Source organism: Methylophaga sp. UBA1464 (genome assembly GCF_002325665.1).
In the GTDB taxonomy this organism is placed as follows: Bacteria; Pseudomonadota; Gammaproteobacteria; order Nitrosococcales; family Methylophagaceae; genus Methylophaga.
In genome coordinates, this window is sequence record NZ_DCSO01000117.1 from 1,349 (window position 1) to 17,967 (window position 16,619).

Genomic DNA, 16,619 nt, shown 5'->3' on the forward strand with positions numbered 1-16,619 from the left:
CTGAATGCTGCGATTGAAGCTGCACGTGCGGGTGAACATGGCCGTGGTTTTGCTGTTGTAGCGGATGAAGTTCGGACTCTGGCTGCCAGAACGCAATCTTCAACACATGAAATTGAAGAAATGGTTGAACGATTACAGCAGGGAGCACGCGCTGCGGTAAAAGTGATGAATGAAAGTCGCGAAAGTGCCAAGACCAGTGTTGAAAAAGCGGCAAGTGCCGGTTCTGCTTTGGATACGATTACTGCGATGATTTCTACCATGGATGAAATGAGTACACAGATTTCCAATGCGGCAAATGAACAGAGCTCAGTAGCCGAAGATATCAATCGTGGTATTGTGAATATCAGTCAGATTGCTGACCACACTGCAGATGGTGCCAGAGCGACTTCCGAAGCGGTAGATACGCTTAGCAGTCTGTCTTCTCAATTGCAGGATGCTTCCGCTAAATTTAAAGTTTAGTCTCTATAACTCCGGCTATTGGCGTAAAAAAGCCCGCTTACAATGCGGGCTTTTTTATGCGGGTTTCCATCACAGCAGTTTTTTGATCAGCAAGCCCCCAGAGCTCATCGCAATTCGTTTTCTATCTCGGTCAATTTTTGCATGGGGTCAGCGGCACTGGTAATCGGTCGACCGATAACAAGATAATGACTGCCTGCCTTGATGGCTTGCGCGGGTGTCATGATACGATGTTGATCACCTTTAGTGCTTCCTGACGGACGAATCCCCGGCGTCACTAGTTGAAACTGGCTCCCCAGCTCAGCTTTTAACATGGCTGTTTCGTGTGCTGAGCAGACAACACCATCCAATCCATTATCTGCAGCCATTACGGCGAGACGTAATACCGTTTCTGGGATAGTGCCCTGTAAACCAATTGCTTCGAAAGTTTGTTGATCCATACTGGTGAGCAATGTAACGCCTATTAATAAAGGAGCGTCATGATGGCTGCCAATGGCTTCCCGGGCTGCAGACATCATCGCCGGTCCACCCAGGGTATGCACATTCATCATCCAGACACCTAAATCGGCTGCAGCAGCGCAGGCTTTGCCAACGGTGTTAGGAATGTCGTGATATTTCAAATCCAGAAATATATCGAAACCTTCCTGCTGCAGATTTTTGACAATTTCCGGGCCACTTCGGGTGAACAATTCCTTGCCGACTTTAAGCTTACACCGCGCTGGATCAAGTTGTTCAGCCATAGCAAGTGCTGAATTTGCATCAGGGTAATCCAAAGCGACAATGATATTTGATTGAGTCATGCTGATTTCCACTAAAATTTCAATGCAGATCCTACCTTAACTGGCCGTCTTTTGCGTCTGATTTCACTCCAACCTTGATGATAATGCTATCCTGTGCGCCAATTTTTGATGGGTTGATTCAATGAAATTTGTTACCTCAGCACAAGACGGACTGGCCAGGCGCGGACAATTGAGTTTTGCCAGAGGCAATATACAAACGCCGGCGTTTATGCCCGTCGGGACCTATGGTTCGGTAAAAGCCATGACGCCAGAAGAGGTCAAAGCTACAGGCGCTGAAATTATTCTGGGTAACACCTTTCATCTGATGTTGCGCCCCGGCACGGATATTATTCAGCAGCATGGTGATCTGCATGATTTTATGCGCTGGGATAAACCCATCTTGACCGATTCAGGTGGCTTTCAGGTTTTTAGTCTTGGAGATTTGCGCAAAATCACAGAGCAAGGTGTACATTTTCGTTCACCGGTCAGTGGCGATAAAGTCTTTATGGGACCCGAAGAATCGATGGCAGTGCAGCGGGCACTGGGAAGTGACATTGTAATGATTTTTGATGAATGTACACCTTATCCAGCTGATGAAAAAACGGCTGCCAGTTCCATGCGGTTATCGCTTCGATGGGCCGAACGAAGCAAGGCTGCTCATGGGGATAACCCTTCGGCATTATTCGGGATTGTTCAGGGCGGTATGCATGAAGCCTTACGCGATGAATCCTTGGCAGGACTGACGGAAATAGGCTTCGATGGTTATGCCATTGGCGGTTTGTCAGTTGGCGAACCAAAAGAAGATATGCTAAGAATTCTTGAGCATCTGAGTGATAAAATGCCGGCTGATAAACCCCGTTATCTTATGGGGGTCGGAAGACCTGAAGATTTGGTTGAGGCGGTGTGCCTGGGTGTGGATATGTTTGATTGTGTGATGCCAACCCGTAACGCCCGCAATGGGCATTTGTTTGTGCATGAGGGCGTGATCAAGATCCGTAACAGTCGTCATAAAACAGACACAGGTCCATTGGACCCATATTGTGATTGTTATACCTGCAAGAACTATAGTCGTGCCTATCTGCATCATTTAGATCGTACTGGTGAAATGCTGGGGCCTCGTCTGAATACCATTCATAACCTGCATTATTATCAACGCTTGATGCAGCAACTCAGGGGGGCGATTGAATCGGGCTCTTTGCAACAGTTCCGCGAGTCTTTTTATGCAATGCGACAACAACGTCCCCAATGATAGTAATTGGCTATCAGACAGAAGTTGGCTGTGGCATAATCACTGTCTTTTATTTATCAGTTTAGAGGAAATACGATGGATTTTCTGATTTCACCTGCTTTTGCTGAAGCGGCATCACAATCTGGATCACCAGGTTTGTTGGACTTTGCTTTCCCGATCATCTTGTTGGTGTTGTTTTATGTGATGTTGATTCGTCCCCAGCAAAAACGAGCTAAAGCTCATCGCACAATGCAACAAGCGCTGGCTAAAGGCGATGAAGTGGTTACAGATGGTGGCTTGATGGGGAAAATTAACGAAATTAACGACAATGCTATCAACCTGCAAATTGCTGAGGCGGTTGAGGTTAAAGTGCGTCGTGAATCAATCAATTCAGTGCTTCCTAAAGGCACATTGAAAAAACTGTAAATATGAAGAGGCTGCCGGAGAGCAGCCTTTTTGATATCTGGATCTTAAAATGAACCGATACCCCCTCTGGAAAAATCTCTTGGTTGTGGTCGTCATTGTCACGGCCATTATCTACGCAATGCCAAATCTTTTTGGTGATGACCCTGCTGTACAGGTTTCCGCTGGAAGACTAAACAGTGTTGATTTGCAATTAGTCAATGAAATCGAATCCACACTGAAACAAGCCGATATTCCCTATAAAGGCGTTGTGCTGGAAGAAAATCGTTTATTAATTCGTTTCAGTGATGCGAATGAACAGCTCAAGGCCCGTGAGCTTATTCAACAAAGCCTGAGTGATGATGATTATATTGTCGCGTTGAATTTAGCGCCCAATACACCGCAAATTCTGCGCTCGATGGGTGCGAAACCCATGAATCTCGGTCTTGACTTACGTGGTGGTGTGCATTTCCTGATGGAAGTGGATATGGACACAGTGTTGAAGCAAACACTTGAAAGCTACGCCAGCGATATTCGTATTTTGCTTCGTGACAAGACGATTCGTTATACGCAGGTGAATGTGAATGGTGATGTGTTGACCTTCGGGTTCCGCCAGGAAGCTGATCGTGATGCAGCTGTCAGTGAAATCAATCGCGAACACAATGAACTTATTGCCGTAATTGATGAAAATGCGGATCGTCCAACGGTGGCCATTCAGTTGAATGAAGCAACAGTGCGTGAAACGCAAACATTGGCTTTACAACAGAATATTACCACTCTGCGCAACCGTATTAACGAGCTGGGCGTGGCTGAACCGACAGTTCAACAGCAAGGACAAGAGCGTATTGTTGTACAGCTTCCAGGGGTTCAGGATACGGCTCAGGCGAAAAAGATCCTGGGTGCTACGGCAACACTGGAATTTCGTTTAGTGGATTTTGAAAATGATGTTCAAGATGCTTTGAATGGTCGTGTTCCCGCAAACTCAGAACTGTTTTATCATCGTGATGGCAGACCTTATCTGTTAAACAAGCGGGTAATGCTGACTGGCGAACATGTCATCAATGCTGCTTCAACGATAGATGGTCAATCCGGATCGCCAGCCGTTTCTGTGACACTGGATGGTCAAGGTGCGCGTATCTTCAGCAATATTACCCGTGACAATATCGGCAATCCGATGTCGGTTGTCTTTATTGAATCTAAAATTGAAACCCAGATCATAGATGGTGAAGAGGTCAGTGTAAGGCGTCAGCTTCCTGAGATTATCAGCGTTGCCACTATCCGTGACCAGTTAGGTAAAAAGTTTCAGATTACGGGTTTGGATAGCACCACTGAAGCACGTGATCTTGCCTTATTACTGCGTGCAGGTGCCTTGGCTGCGCCGATTGATATTGTTGAAGAGCGAACTGTTGGTCCTAGTTTAGGGCAAGAAAATATTGATCAGGGTTTTGCCTCTGTGATGATTGGTTTTGCGCTTGTTCTTGTATTCATGATTATCTGGTATCGGGTATTTGGTGCTGTGGCCAATCTGGCCTTGGCTGCCAACCTGGTGTTAATTGTGGCTTTGTTATCCATGTTACAGGCAACGCTTACCATGCCTGGTATTGCCGGGATCGTTTTGACGGTGGGTATGGCTGTAGATGCCAACGTACTTATTTTTGAGCGTATCCGTGAAGAATTACGATCCGGTAACAGCCCGCGAGCCAGTATTGATGCGGGGTATTCAAAAGCGTTCTCAACGATTGCCGATGCGAATATTACGACATTGATCGCTGCAATTGTGTTGTTTGGATTCGGAACAGGGACAATTAAAGGGTTTGCCGTTACTCTCTCTCTGGGCATATTGACATCGATGTTTACTGCAATTGTTGGTACTCGCATGGTCGTTAACCTTATCTATGGTCGTCAACAACGACCAAAACTGTCTATTTAATTAAGGCTTGTGTCATGCATCTATTAAGCAAAGAAACAAACATTAATTTTGTTGGTATACGTAAGTTTGCCTTAGCATTTTCGGCTATCCTGTTACTGATTTCAGTTTATTCGATTGTCACTAACAGCTTGAATTTCGGTATCGACTTTACCGGCGGCACCATGATTGAAGTCGGTTATCCACAACCTGTCGATTTAGGTGAGATTCGTACTACATTGGAACAGGGCGGTTTTGAGGACGCTTTGGTGCAGAATTTTGGCTCATTAACCGAAGTACTTATACGTCTTCCGGTGATTGAGACGGAAAATATGGCTGAACTCAGTAATAAAGTTGTTGCGCTATTACAGTCTGAGCAAACTGATGCATTAGAAGTAAGAAGGGTAGAATTTGTCGGCCCTCAAGTGGGTGAAGAGCTTACTGAGGATGGTGGTCTGGCAATGGTTTATGCCTTGATTGGTATTCTGATCTATGTGGCTCTGCGTTTTGAATATCGTTTTGCAATAGCTTCAGTTCTTGCTCTGGTTCACGATGTCATAATAACTGTCGGTATCTTCTCGTTATTCCGACTGGATTTCGATCTCACTGTACTGGCCGCTATACTTGCTGTTATTGGTTATTCACTGAACGATACTATCGTTGTATTTGACCGGATTCGAGAAAGCTTTCTAAAAATGCGTAAAGCGGAACCGCTTGAAGTGATTAATACCTCGATAAATGCAACACTCGGCAGAACAATCATGACATCGATGACGACCTTACTCGTTGTGTTTGCTTTGTTTATTTTTGGTGGCGAAGTAATTCATGCTTTTGCGACCGCTTTATTGATTGGAATCTTGGTGGGTACTTATTCTTCAATCTATGTGGCGGGTACGGCCGTGTTATTGATGGGTGTCACCAAAACAGATTTGATGCCGCCGGAGAAAGATGAGGATAACGAGATTAATCCTGATGGAAGCCAGGTTTAGTAAAATGAGGCCCGTGATACGGGCCTTTTTTATTGGTACCTTTTAACAGGAAGCTCTTCAATGAAATCAGTCCGGGTAATTCGGGCTTTTTCCATGGATACAACATTATCCGGAATAATGTTCATTGGATCATGTTGTTTGTCTTCATGATGGGTTTCCACTTTTAGAATGCGTAAACCTTCATAGTTACTTTGGTAACTCATGAACGTGGCAAACTCTTCCAAACCTTGCATGATTTGCCTGAGATCCAGCTCCAGTGATTTATTTTTCATTTGATTCACTCTGTGTCTAGTAAAACTGTTAACGACACAGCGATGTAATTCTTGAGGAAAAATAATGCTTTTATATCTGGAAGTGGTTCATATCAGCCATTATTTATATTAAATGAATTGTTAACCACAGCGGATTGTTTCTAAGTTGTTGTTATAAAAGTAAAATGTATTTTAACGATGTGGTGTGGTGGGATAAATTCCTTAATCGTTAAGGATTTTTCTGATTATCTAATCAATCAAAGTCAGTATCTTAAAGATGGATTTGTAGTGGAAGGAGAGATGGATGAATCACGTAAAAAAGTATGGCATAGTCCTGGCTTTTGTCTGGCCACAACTGGGCTTTGCAGAAGAAATCGATGTCACCATGCATTATGTGGGCCCGACAGAAGGTCAGGTTTGGCTCGGAGTACAGCAGGGAATTGAAGAGGCCAATCTGCAGGGTGGATTTTTAGGACAAAAATATCAACTTGAAGTTGTCGAGCCAGAGGCGCTTGAGACAACTGATATAGAAACGGTATTGTTATTGGCAACTGATGATGAGTTCACCATGAAAGTTGCTCAGACAGACAAGTATGCTGCTGTCCCGATAATTAACCTTAACTCGACTTCTGATAAATTGCGGGAAGCTTGTTTACCCAATTTATTTCATGTCACTCCCAGCGAGCAGATGCGTGCCGATGCTTTGGCACAGTGGCAGGAAAAAAATCCGGATAAACCTGCTAAAGCACAGAGCTGGCACCAGGATTTTGTAAAATTTGCAGCGAGACAGCTGAACAGCCGTTTTGAGAAAAATCAAGGTGAAGAAATGTCTGATGATGCTTGGGCTGGCTGGGCCGGAACTAAAATGATTGCTGATTCCGTTGTGCAAACCATGCAGTATGATGCGGCATTTATGTTGAATCACCTTAAAACCGATCTGGTTTTTGATGGCCAAAAAGGTGACAACGCAAACTTCCGAGAAAATGGTCAGTTACGCCAGATTCTATTACTCGTTGATAATGATAATAAAATCCTTGCTGAAGCACCGCTGCGTGGTTTTAAAGGCGGATTGGACAGTCTTGGCAAAGTAACCTGCAAATAAAGTTGAGAAATAATCAGGAGAACAATAAATGAAATTTAAAACACTTTTACTGAGTTCAATGATCGTGGCGAGCACTGCTGCCGTAGCTGAACCGACAAATCGCTTGTTCGCGACGAATGAAAGAGATAATACGGTAAGTGTCATTGACTCTCGCACCAATAAAGTTGAAGCCACGATTGATGTTGGCCAACGTCCACGTGGTATCGGTCTGTCACCGGATCAAAAATTTCTTTATGTTGCTATCAGTGATGATAATGCTATTGCTGTTGTTGATGTAAATACCCTGGAAGTCCTTAAAACACTGGATTCGGGCGATGATCCTGAAACCTTTGGCGTGAATCCTGTAACGGGTCATATTGTTATTTCCAACGAAGATGATGGTGAAGCAACGTTCCTGGATCCGAAAAGTAATGAAAAACTGGCTGTTGTGAAAGTCGGAATAGAGCCAGAAGGTGTTGCTGTCTCGCCTACTGGGAAATATGCATTAGTCACCAGTGAGTCCAGTAATATGGTGCATATCATTGAAACCACAAACTATAAATTAGTAGCAAATCTGGTTGTTGCAGCCCGCCCGCGTGGCCTTGCATTCAACAGCGATGGTAGTTTGGCGTACGCAACCAGCGAAATTGGCAATGAAGTTGCCATCATTGATATGGAAACGTACAAAATTATCAAAAAAGCGGCTATTGATGTTGAAAATTCCAAACCAATGGATATCAAAGTCAGCCCCGATGATAAAATGCTATATGTCACCACCGGCCGCGGCAATTCAGTGGCTTTCCTGGATGCAGAAACACTTGAATTAAAAGGTAATGTGCCAGTTGGGAAACGGGTATGGGGACTGGATCTTTCTAAAGACGGTTCCAGACTTTATACGGCTGATGGTGTTGATGGCACAGTATCAGTTGTTGATACGGCTAAACAGGAACGCATTGAAACGATTAAAGTCGGCGCTTTCCCATGGGGCGTTGCTCTGGACGACTGAGAGTAAAAGGTTAACTAAAATTAAACCCGGCAGCGTTTGGCGTCGCCGGGTTTTTTTATGGTTGAAAATATAAAAGAGACAAGAAATATTTTGTGAACCATTGCTGACGCGCTATGATGCCGCACATGAAATTTATACTGCGATTTACTGACATTTGCCTGTTCCGTTCAGGGCCAGATAGTCTTCCAGCGAATAATCAATTACTGCGATTGGTTCTATTTGCCTATTTCATCGTCAGCGTATCAATGAACCAGATTGATATGTCCATGCGAATCAGCTTATGGGTTGGGGTAACCGATCTGATTGTCTTAATGACATTCCTGTATTTTCTGCTCCGCTTCAATCATTATATGCCGCGATATCAACAGACGTTGATGGCAATGGCTGGCACAGGCAGCATATTGGGGTTGCTGGCAATGCCGTTGTTATGGGCATTTCGTCAGTATGCTGAACAGTCAGATACTGCAAACTTTATTTTATTTGCATTGATGCTGGTGATGTTCTGGAGCTTGATGGTTACAGCGCATATCATTCGTCGTGCACTTGAAATATCTGCTCCAAAAGCAGTTGCCTTGACAATTTTATATGTGGTGCTGGCTATTATATTGAATGGTCTCGTTATGTCTGGAGTTGCCTGAGTGCATATTCATATTTTAGGTATCTGCGGTACGTTTATGGGTGGACTTGCTTTATTAGCTCGTGAACGTGGGTTTACGGTTTCAGGTTCGGATGCCAATGTTTATCCCCCGATGAGTGATCAGTTAGCTGATGCCGGCATTGAGGTTATGCAGGGCTTTTTACCGGAACATCTGCAACCGGCGCCTGATATGGTTGTCATGGGCAATGCAATGTCGCGTGGAAATCCTGCTGTAGAATATGTGCTCAATCAGGGGTTACCTTATATTTCCGGGCCGCAATGGCTGGCGGAAAATATTCTTATTAATCGTTGGGTATTAGCCGTCGCAGGAACTCACGGTAAAACCACAACCAGCAGTATGCTGGCCTGGATTCTGCAATATGCCGGCATGCAACCCGGCTTTTTGATCGGCGGTGTGCCGGGTAATTTTGGTCAATCGGCGTCAACAGGAAATACACCGTTTTTTGTTATTGAAGCCGACGAATACGACACAGCGTTTTTTGATAAACGCAGCAAATTTATCCATTACCATCCGCGCACTTTAGTGATTAATAACCTGGAATTTGATCATGCGGATATCTTTGCCGATCTGGCTGCCATACAAACACAGTTTCATCATCTGATACGTACCGTGCCATCAGAGGGTTTGGTGATTACACCATATTCTATTCCTGCAATAGAGCAGACCCTTGATCGTGGCTGCTGGACACCCAGACAGTCCATGGATGGGGAGCAGGCAGACTGGCAATTACATGAAATTGCAGAAGATGGGCATCATTTCACTGTACAACNNAACAACAAAACGGCACAGTGAACTGGTCTCGACTGGGAAGGCATAATGTGAATAATGCTGTGGCGGCCATTGCTGCCGCACATCATGTTGGGGTGACCGTAGAACATGCCTGTGAAGCCCTGAACCAGTTCAAAGGTGTGAAGCGCCGATTGGAACTTCGGGGCGAATGTCGTGGCATAAAAGTATATGATGACTTTGCCCATCACCCGACAGCGATTGCCACAACCTTGCAAGGCTTGCGGGCAAATATTGGTCAGCAAAGATTGATCGCCGTATTAGAACCGCGTTCCAATACTATGAAAATGGGCGTTCATGAACTGACTTTAGCCAGCTCATTACAAGCAGCAGACGCAGTTATCCTGTATCAGGATCCCAAATTATCCTGGTCTTTAGATAACATTCAACAGCAGCTGGGTGATACCTCAGTCTTGCATCGAAGTATTGATGATATCGTCGCTCACTTAGTCAGGCAAAGCAAACCAGGTGATCATATTGTGGTGATGAGCAATGGTGGCTTTGGTGGTATTCATCAAAAAATTCTGGATGCATTAGCCGATGACTGATCCTCGACAAATTGCACTGGCCATTACCGGTGCATCGGGTGCGCCGTATGCCAAACGTTTACTGGAGCAATTGTTGCTGCAGGGAATAACCGTGCATCTGATGATTTCCGCTGCTGGCCGGATTGTATTAGCAGATGAACTGGATTGGAAATTACCATCTCGCGCCGCAGATGCCACTAAAGTATTGGAGAAGCAGTTTAATTGCCAAGTGGATCAGATAAAACTATATGGCGAGCAGCAATGGTCTTCACCACTGGCCAGCGGTTCTCATTCAGTCCCGACGATGATTGTTTGTCCATGCACCATGGGTACACTGTCGGCTATTGCCTGTGGTGGCAGCGATAACCTGATAAATCGTGCTGCGGATGTGATGATCAAAGAGCAGCGAAAATTGATCGTGGTTCCAAGGGAAGCGCCATTTTCAGCGATTCATTTGGAAAATATGCTGAAATTATCCCGGCTTGGGGTATGCATCATGCCGCCTAATCCCGGCTTTTATTTCCGGCCGCAAACGCTAGAAGATATTGTTGATTTTGTGGTAGCCAGAATTCTTGATCAAGCCGGTATCGAACACCAATTAATGCCTCGCTGGGGCGAATAATTATCGGCCCGGATACAGGGCTAAAGATTAACTCGCGTATAATGCCCGCAGAGTCAAAATTCGGAAAATAGCATGTCAGATATTGAAATCGCCCAACAAGCAACAATGCAGAATATTACCGAGATCGCCACGCAAAAATTAGGTTTGCAGGAGGATGATCTGGACAACTATGGTCGTTATAAAGCCAAAGTCTCTCTGCAGGTGATGGACGATTTGGCAGACAAAGCCGATGGCAAATTAATTCTGGTTACTGCCATCAGCCCAACGCCGGCCGGCGAAGGCAAAACCACTACTACCATTGGACTTAGCGACGCATTAAACCGTATTGGCAAACAAGCTACGGTTTGTGTTCGTGAACCTTCCATGGGCCCATGCTTTGGTTTGAAAGGTGGCGCGGCTGGAGGCGGCTATTCGCAGGTGGTTCCGATGGAAGACATCAATCTGCACTTTACCGGTGATTTTCATGCCATCGCTGCCGCACATAATCTGTTGGCAGCAATGATTGATAACCATATTCATCATGGCAATGCCTTGCAGCTGGATACCCGTAAAATAACCTGGCAACGGGTTGTTGATATGAATGACCGGGCCTTACGTCAAATCACAATAGGAATGGGGGGGCCAGCGAACGGTTTCGTCCGGGAAGACCGTTTTGATATTGTGGTTGCCTCGGAAGTGATGGCAATCTTCTGTCTGGCAGCATCATTAAGCGAATTGAAACAACGACTGGGGAATATCCTAATTGGCTATTCAACCGATGGTACGCCGCGCTATGCCAGTGAGCTCAATGCTCACGGTGCCATGACCGCATTGCTGAAAGAAGCCATTAAGCCGAATTTGGTACAGACACTTGAGAATAATCCGGCGTTTGTACATGGTGGACCTTTCGCCAATATTGCACACGGCTGCAATTCGGTTATCGCCACTAAAATGGCGTTAAAACTGAGCGATTATGTAGTCACTGAAGCCGGCTTTGGAGCCGATCTCGGCGCTGAAAAGTTCATTAATATCAAGTGCCGTAAAGCCGGTATTCGTCCGGATTTGGCTGTAGTGGTCGCGACTGTTAAAGCTTTGAAATATCATGGCGGCATTAATGTTCCTGATCTGGCCGCTGAAAATCTATCTGCGCTTGAGCTGGGGCTAACCAATCTCCGTAAGCATTTACACAATTTACAAAACGAGTTCGGCCTGGAATGTGTTGTGGCAATCAATCATTTCATTCAGGACAGTGATGCGGAAATTGCGTTGATTAAAGATGCTGTGGAGACCATGGGGGCAACTGCTGTTTTGGCCAGACATTGGGCTCAAGGTGGAGCAGGGGCAGAGTTACTGGCACAGACAGTGGTGGAAAAACTACAGCAATCGAGTAAATGTGAATTGCTGTATAGCGATAATGAGACGTTGTGGAACAAAATCAGTGCCGTTGCGACAAGATTGTATGGAGCAAATGAAATCGTCGCGGATAAAAAAGTACTGAACAAATTGGGCGAGTTTCAATCCCTGCATGGTGATTTGCCGATTTGTATGGCAAAAACACCCTACTCATTCAGCAGTGACCCAACTTTGCGTGGTGCGCCAGAGCAACATGTGATCACCATACGTGATGTTCGTTTATCGCGTGGTGCAGGATTTATTGTGGTTTTGTGTGGCGATGTGATGACCATGCCTGGTTTGCCAAAGATTCCTGCTGCCGAGCGAATTGATATTGATGATAATGGCGTGATCAGCGGCTTGTTCTGATTAATCAGAACGCCGCAGGCTGAAATAAAGCATTAATCCACCCCAAAGTCCCAGAATCCAGCTGAGCACCGGCATGCCGGCCAACATGTTCGATGAATAACCATCCAGCCCTTTAATTATCGCTGCACCCACAATAAGGGCTGCACCACTGACTGCGGCGGCAGTTCGATAACTGGAATGCCGAACTTCCTGACGAATTTTATCTAAATCCTTGGATGACAACTGCATATGTAACTGACCCGCCTGGGCTTGTTTCGTCAAATCATGCAACATGCGTGGCAAGGTTGGTAATGTTTCAGCCCAGGTTGGTGCTTCTTTCTGCAACGATTTAACCGCCGCCTGCCAACCCAGTTTTTCTTTCATCCATTGCTCAAGAATTGGTTTGGCGGTTTGCCATAAATCCAGATCGGGATACAGGTCCCGTCCCAGCCCTTCAATATTCAGCAACGTTTTTTGCAGTAAAACCAATTGAGGCTGGATCTGCATATTAAAACGTCGGGCGGTCTGAAACAGTCTCAACAACAGCTGCCCAAATGAAATCTCTTTTAGCGGACGAGCAAATATGGGTTCACAGACGCTGCGAATAGCTGATTCAAACTCATCCATTCGCGTTTCAGCAGGAACCCAGCCTGACTGAATATGTAGCTCGGCAACCCGACGGTAGTCATGGTTAAAAAAAGCGAGAAAATTTTCGGCCAGATAACGCTGATCGTCAGGTGACAGCGTGCCCATAATGCCGAAATCAATGGCAATGTAACGCGGCAATTGTGGATTATTGACGTCGACCAGAATATTGCCCGGGTGCATATCAGCATGAAAGAAACTATGTCTGAATACCTGGGTAAAGAAAATTTCCACTCCAATAGTGGCGAGCAATTCCAAATTGATATTATGTTGTTTCAGTAGCGCGATATTGCTGATTGGTGCACCAAATACCCGTTCCTGCACCAGCAGGTTTGGTTTGGTTAATGACCAGTAGACTTCGGGAACATACAATAACCGTTCATCAGCAAAATGGCGTTTCAACTGTGAAGCGGATGCTGCTTCCCGCAACATATCCAGTTCATCAAACAGATTTTTTTCAAGTTCGGCAACAACCTCCCGTGGTCGCAGACGTTTGCCTTCAGACCAGTATTTTTCAGCTAAACCGGCAAGTGTATAAAGCAAGTCGACATCGCGGCGGATGACTTTCTCAATGCCCGGACGGACTAATTTAAGAATAACCTGCTTGCCATCAGTCAATGTCGCGGCATGCACCTGGGCAATTGACGCCGAGGCCAATGGTTCGGTATCAATATGACTGAAAATGCGTTCCGGTTCGCCTTCTTCATAGGCAGCATGGATTAGCGCTAGAGCAACATCATTGGGAAAAGGCGCAACTTGATCCTGCAGTTTTGCCAGGGAGTCAGCAATATCTTCAGGCAATAAATCACGCCGGGTCGAGAGAATCTGACCAAACTTGACAAATATCGGCCCTAAATCCTGTAACGCCAGCCGAATTCGTTCGCCTCTGGGCAAGTCGGCTTTATGGCGCCATCGATAGGGAGAAAACCAGCTGAGAAAACGGTAGGGACGGAAAAAATGTATGGCGAGAATCAGTTCGTCGAGGCGATGACGGCCCAACACGTGATTAATTTGTAATAAGCGTCCGAACTGACCGAGTTTCATGATTTTCTCTCAATGGTGTTTTGCAGTCTTTTTATTCGGGCTTCAAGCCGATCGGTATCGGCACGGAGTATGTCTACCTGTTGCAGAAACCGATCTGTTTGTGATTTATCGGGCAGGAAGTGACTTTCTTCTCGCAGATACTCGGCGACACTGGTTTCTAACTCAGACCGATTATCATCCAACCAGGCACCCCCCCGACGTAAACCCTGAGCAAGAGGATAGGCGAGAGCATCCCCGGTTATATTGGCGAGCTGTTGCTCCCAGTCGAAATCAAACTGTTGCTGCCAGTCCTGTAATTGTTTGGCGAATTGAACATCACCGAGGATCTGTATCTGATTGGAAAACAAGCTGTCTGGCTGTTTTAATAGCTTCAACAAGGCAAAGCTATCCGCTTTGATCATCAAGTCAGCGATATCATCTCCGGCTGAGTCCAGAACAATGTTGTCTTCGGTAAATCTGGCCATCACTGCCAGATTCAGATTGCTGATATCAATACGGATACTTCGCTTTGCAAAACGCTGAAGCTGTTGATGGCTTTCCATATCAAAGCGCAATGCATGATTCAATGCCATTTCAATTGGCTTTAAAAACAGACTCATGAGCTAGAATTTATACCCGCTATGTAACGCGACAATACCGGAAGACATATTAAAAAAATCGACTCGTTCAAATCCGGCTTCTTCCATCATTTTTTTCAAACTGGGCTGATCCGGGTGCATACGAATCGATTCAGCCAGATAGCGGTAACTTTCTGCATCATTGGTAAATAACCTGCCCAATGTGGGTAATACCTTGAACGAATAGGCATCATAGATAGGTGTTAACCAGCTGGCAGGTTGGGAAAATTCCAATACCAGTAATTTGCCACCGGGTTTTAGTACTCGTAGCATTGAGCGAAGAGCTTTGTCTTTATCGGTGACATTCCGCAGACCAAAAGCAATGGTGATGCAATCAAAAGTATTGTCAGGAAATGGCAAAGCTTCAGCATTGGCCTGCACGTACTCAATATTGCCGGCTTTACCTAAATCAGTAAGTCGATCGCGGCCAACGTTCAGCATGGAAGCATTGATGTCTGCCAGTACTACCTTTCCGGTTGGACCCACCATGTCGGCAAAACGAGCTGTTAAATCACCGGTGCCACCGGCGATATCCAAAACATTAGCACCAGGTCGCACATTGCTATTGTGCAAGGTAAAGCGTTTCCAAATCCGATGGATTCCCATCGACATCAAATCATTCATCAAGTCATAGCGACCAGCGACAGAATGAAAGACTTCGGCGACATGTCTGGCCTTTTCCTCGGTAGGAACCTGTTTAAAGCCGAAGTGCGTGGTGTTATTGTCTTCCATATATCCTCTCAGGCATCACTCTGACGTTCGTAGCCTTCAGCCATCAATTTTTCCAGATAGGTCTGCCAGTATTCATCCTGATGCATGGAAAGTTCATAAAGATACTCCCAGCTGAACAATCCACTGTCATGGCCATCATCAAAATAGATTTTGATAGCATAATGTCCTACCGGTTCAATATTACTGATGCCAACATTTTCTTTTTGTACCTGTAATACTTCCTGTCCGGGACCATGACCCTGGACCTCAGCGGAAGGAGAGTGTACGCGCAGGAACTCGGCAGACAGTAAATAGTGTTGATCGCCATAGACCAGCTCAAGTTTCCTGGACTGTTTGTGCAACTGAATTTCGCTTGGTAACGATGCCTGGCTCATAAAAGTCCTTTAAAGAATATATCGTGACAGGTCTTCATCCTGCACCAGCTCTGACAGTTGCTGACTGACATAATTTTCATCAATAACAAATTTTTGTCCTGCTTCCTCACCAGCTTCATAGGAAATATCTTCCAGCAGTCTTTCGAGTAAGGTGTGTAAACGACGTGCTCCAATGTTTTCGGTCTTTTCATTGACTTGCCAGGCCAGCTCGGCAAGTCGTTTTATGCCATCGGCGGTAAAGCTTAAATCGACCGACTCAGTCCCTAACAACGCTGAATACTGTTCAGTAAGAGAGGCATCCGGTTCGGTTAAAATTCTGACAAAGTCATCGGTTGTCAGTGCATTAAGTTCTACACGAATAGGTAATCGACCCTGAAGTTCGGGGATAAGATCAGATGGTTTACTTAAATGAAATGCACCGGAAGCAATAAACAGAATATGGTCGGTTTTCAGCATGCCGTATTTGGTGGAAACAGTGCTGCCTTCAACCAATGGCAATAAGTCACGTTGCACACCGGCTCGGGAAACGTCAGCGCCACTACCTGCACCTTCACCGCGATGAGTGATTTTGTCTATTTCATCGAGAAATACAATGCCGGTTTGTTCAACCCGCTGGATGACTTCTGCTTTTAAGTCTTCCTCGTTAATCAGTTTGGCTGCTTCTTCCTCGCTTAGTAAGCGCATGGCTTTTGCTACCGTCAGTTTACGGGTGGTTTTTCGCTGGTTACCCATATTCTGGAACATATCCTGTAACTGACTGGTAAGTTCTTCCATTCCAGGTGGTGTCATAATCTCC

Annotated in this window: 17 protein-coding genes and 1 pseudogene; 11 read left to right on the top strand and 7 right to left on the bottom strand. The window is 45.4% G+C overall.

Features of this window, described 5'->3' with window-relative positions; all coding sequences use genetic code 11:
* Window positions 1-459 (top strand): methyl-accepting chemotaxis protein (locus B3O33_RS15855; protein ID WP_292363949.1); only part of this gene is annotated, 459 nt, incomplete at its 5' end.
* A gap of 104 nt (window positions 460-563) precedes the next feature.
* On the opposite strand, the gene pyrF is transcribed toward B3O33_RS15855, so the two are convergent.
* Window positions 564-1,256, bottom strand: coding sequence for an orotidine-5'-phosphate decarboxylase (gene pyrF, locus B3O33_RS15860; protein ID WP_292360273.1), 693 nt, complete (start codon window positions 1,254-1,256; stop codon window positions 564-566).
* 121 nt (window positions 1,257-1,377) lie between these two features.
* Here pyrF and tgt point away from each other — a divergent pair, with 121 nt between their 5' ends.
* From tgt to secF, 4 genes are all read left to right on the top strand, one after another.
* The gene (gene tgt, locus B3O33_RS15865; protein ID WP_292360271.1) at window positions 1,378-2,484 is read left to right on the top strand and encodes a tRNA guanosine(34) transglycosylase Tgt; all 1,107 of its coding nucleotides are present in this window, start codon (window positions 1,378-1,380) and stop codon (window positions 2,482-2,484) included.
* 75 nt (window positions 2,485-2,559) lie between these two features.
* Entirely contained in the window at window positions 2,560-2,889 is a 330-nt protein-coding gene (yajC, locus tag B3O33_RS15870) for a preprotein translocase subunit YajC (protein ID WP_292360269.1), read from the top strand.
* 49 nt (window positions 2,890-2,938) lie between these two features.
* The gene (gene secD / locus B3O33_RS15875; RefSeq protein WP_292360267.1) at window positions 2,939-4,795 is read left to right on the top strand and encodes a protein translocase subunit SecD; all 1,857 of its coding nucleotides are present in this window, start codon (window positions 2,939-2,941) and stop codon (window positions 4,793-4,795) included.
* 14 nt (window positions 4,796-4,809) lie between these two features.
* On the top strand, window positions 4,810-5,760 hold the full coding sequence (gene secF, locus B3O33_RS15880; protein ID WP_292360265.1) for a protein translocase subunit SecF: 951 nt from the start codon (window positions 4,810-4,812) through the stop codon (window positions 5,758-5,760).
* Between the two features lie 29 nt (window positions 5,761-5,789).
* Here the strand turns inward: secF and B3O33_RS15885 are convergent, their stop codons facing one another.
* Window positions 5,790-6,032, bottom strand: a complete 243-nt coding sequence (locus tag B3O33_RS15885; protein ID WP_292360263.1) for a hypothetical protein — start codon at window positions 6,030-6,032, stop codon at window positions 5,790-5,792.
* Window positions 6,033-6,315: 283 nt separating this feature from the next.
* On the opposite strand from B3O33_RS15885, the gene B3O33_RS15890 reads away from it, so the two are divergent.
* From B3O33_RS15890 to B3O33_RS15915, 6 genes and pseudogenes are all read left to right on the top strand, one after another.
* Window positions 6,316-7,113, top strand: coding sequence for an ABC transporter substrate-binding protein (locus B3O33_RS15890; protein WP_292360262.1), 798 nt, complete (start codon window positions 6,316-6,318; stop codon window positions 7,111-7,113).
* Window positions 7,114-7,141: 28 nt separating this feature from the next.
* On the top strand, window positions 7,142-8,098 hold the full coding sequence (locus B3O33_RS15895; RefSeq protein ID WP_292360261.1) for a PQQ-dependent catabolism-associated beta-propeller protein: 957 nt from the start codon (window positions 7,142-7,144) through the stop codon (window positions 8,096-8,098).
* 125 nt (window positions 8,099-8,223) lie between these two features.
* Window positions 8,224-8,736: a YIP1 family protein gene (locus tag B3O33_RS15900; protein ID WP_292360259.1), complete on the top strand. Its 513-nt coding sequence runs from the start codon at window positions 8,224-8,226 to the stop codon at window positions 8,734-8,736.
* A pseudogene (gene mpl, locus B3O33_RS15905) lies at window positions 8,737-10,091 on the top strand (UDP-N-acetylmuramate:L-alanyl-gamma-D-glutamyl-meso-diaminopimelate ligase). It begins immediately after the preceding gene.
* Window positions 10,084-10,692 carry a UbiX family flavin prenyltransferase gene (locus B3O33_RS15910; RefSeq protein ID WP_292360255.1) on the top strand — a complete coding sequence of 203 codons (609 nt, stop codon included), beginning with the start codon at window positions 10,084-10,086 and terminating at the stop codon, window positions 10,690-10,692. Before mpl ends, B3O33_RS15910 begins: the two are co-directional and overlap by 8 nt.
* Before the next feature lie 72 nt (window positions 10,693-10,764).
* A complete protein-coding gene (locus B3O33_RS15915) occupies window positions 10,765-12,432 on the top strand; it encodes a formate--tetrahydrofolate ligase (RefSeq protein WP_292360253.1) in 1,668 nt (555 codons plus the stop codon).
* Here the strand turns inward: B3O33_RS15915 and ubiB are convergent, their stop codons facing one another.
* The 5 genes from ubiB to hslU all read right to left on the bottom strand — a co-directional run.
* Window positions 12,433-14,100 carry a ubiquinone biosynthesis regulatory protein kinase UbiB gene (gene ubiB, locus B3O33_RS15920; protein ID WP_292360251.1) on the bottom strand — a complete coding sequence of 556 codons (1,668 nt, stop codon included), beginning with the start codon at window positions 14,098-14,100 and terminating at the stop codon, window positions 12,433-12,435.
* Window positions 14,097-14,699 (bottom strand): ubiquinone biosynthesis accessory factor UbiJ, encoded by a 603-nt coding sequence (locus B3O33_RS15925; RefSeq protein WP_292360248.1) that lies wholly within the window; start codon window positions 14,697-14,699, stop codon window positions 14,097-14,099. The genes ubiB and B3O33_RS15925 overlap by 4 nt, the downstream gene beginning before the upstream one ends.
* Before the next feature lie 3 nt (window positions 14,700-14,702).
* Window positions 14,703-15,449, bottom strand: coding sequence for a bifunctional demethylmenaquinone methyltransferase/2-methoxy-6-polyprenyl-1,4-benzoquinol methylase UbiE (ubiE, locus tag B3O33_RS15930; protein WP_292360246.1), 747 nt, complete (start codon window positions 15,447-15,449; stop codon window positions 14,703-14,705).
* An 8-nt stretch (window positions 15,450-15,457) separates the two neighbouring features.
* Window positions 15,458-15,823 carry a DUF971 domain-containing protein gene (locus B3O33_RS15935; protein ID WP_292360244.1) on the bottom strand — a complete coding sequence of 122 codons (366 nt, stop codon included), beginning with the start codon at window positions 15,821-15,823 and terminating at the stop codon, window positions 15,458-15,460.
* Window positions 15,824-15,832: 9 nt separating this feature from the next.
* Window positions 15,833-16,619 (bottom strand): ATP-dependent protease ATPase subunit HslU (hslU, locus tag B3O33_RS15940; protein WP_292363950.1); only part of this gene is annotated, 787 nt, incomplete at its 5' end.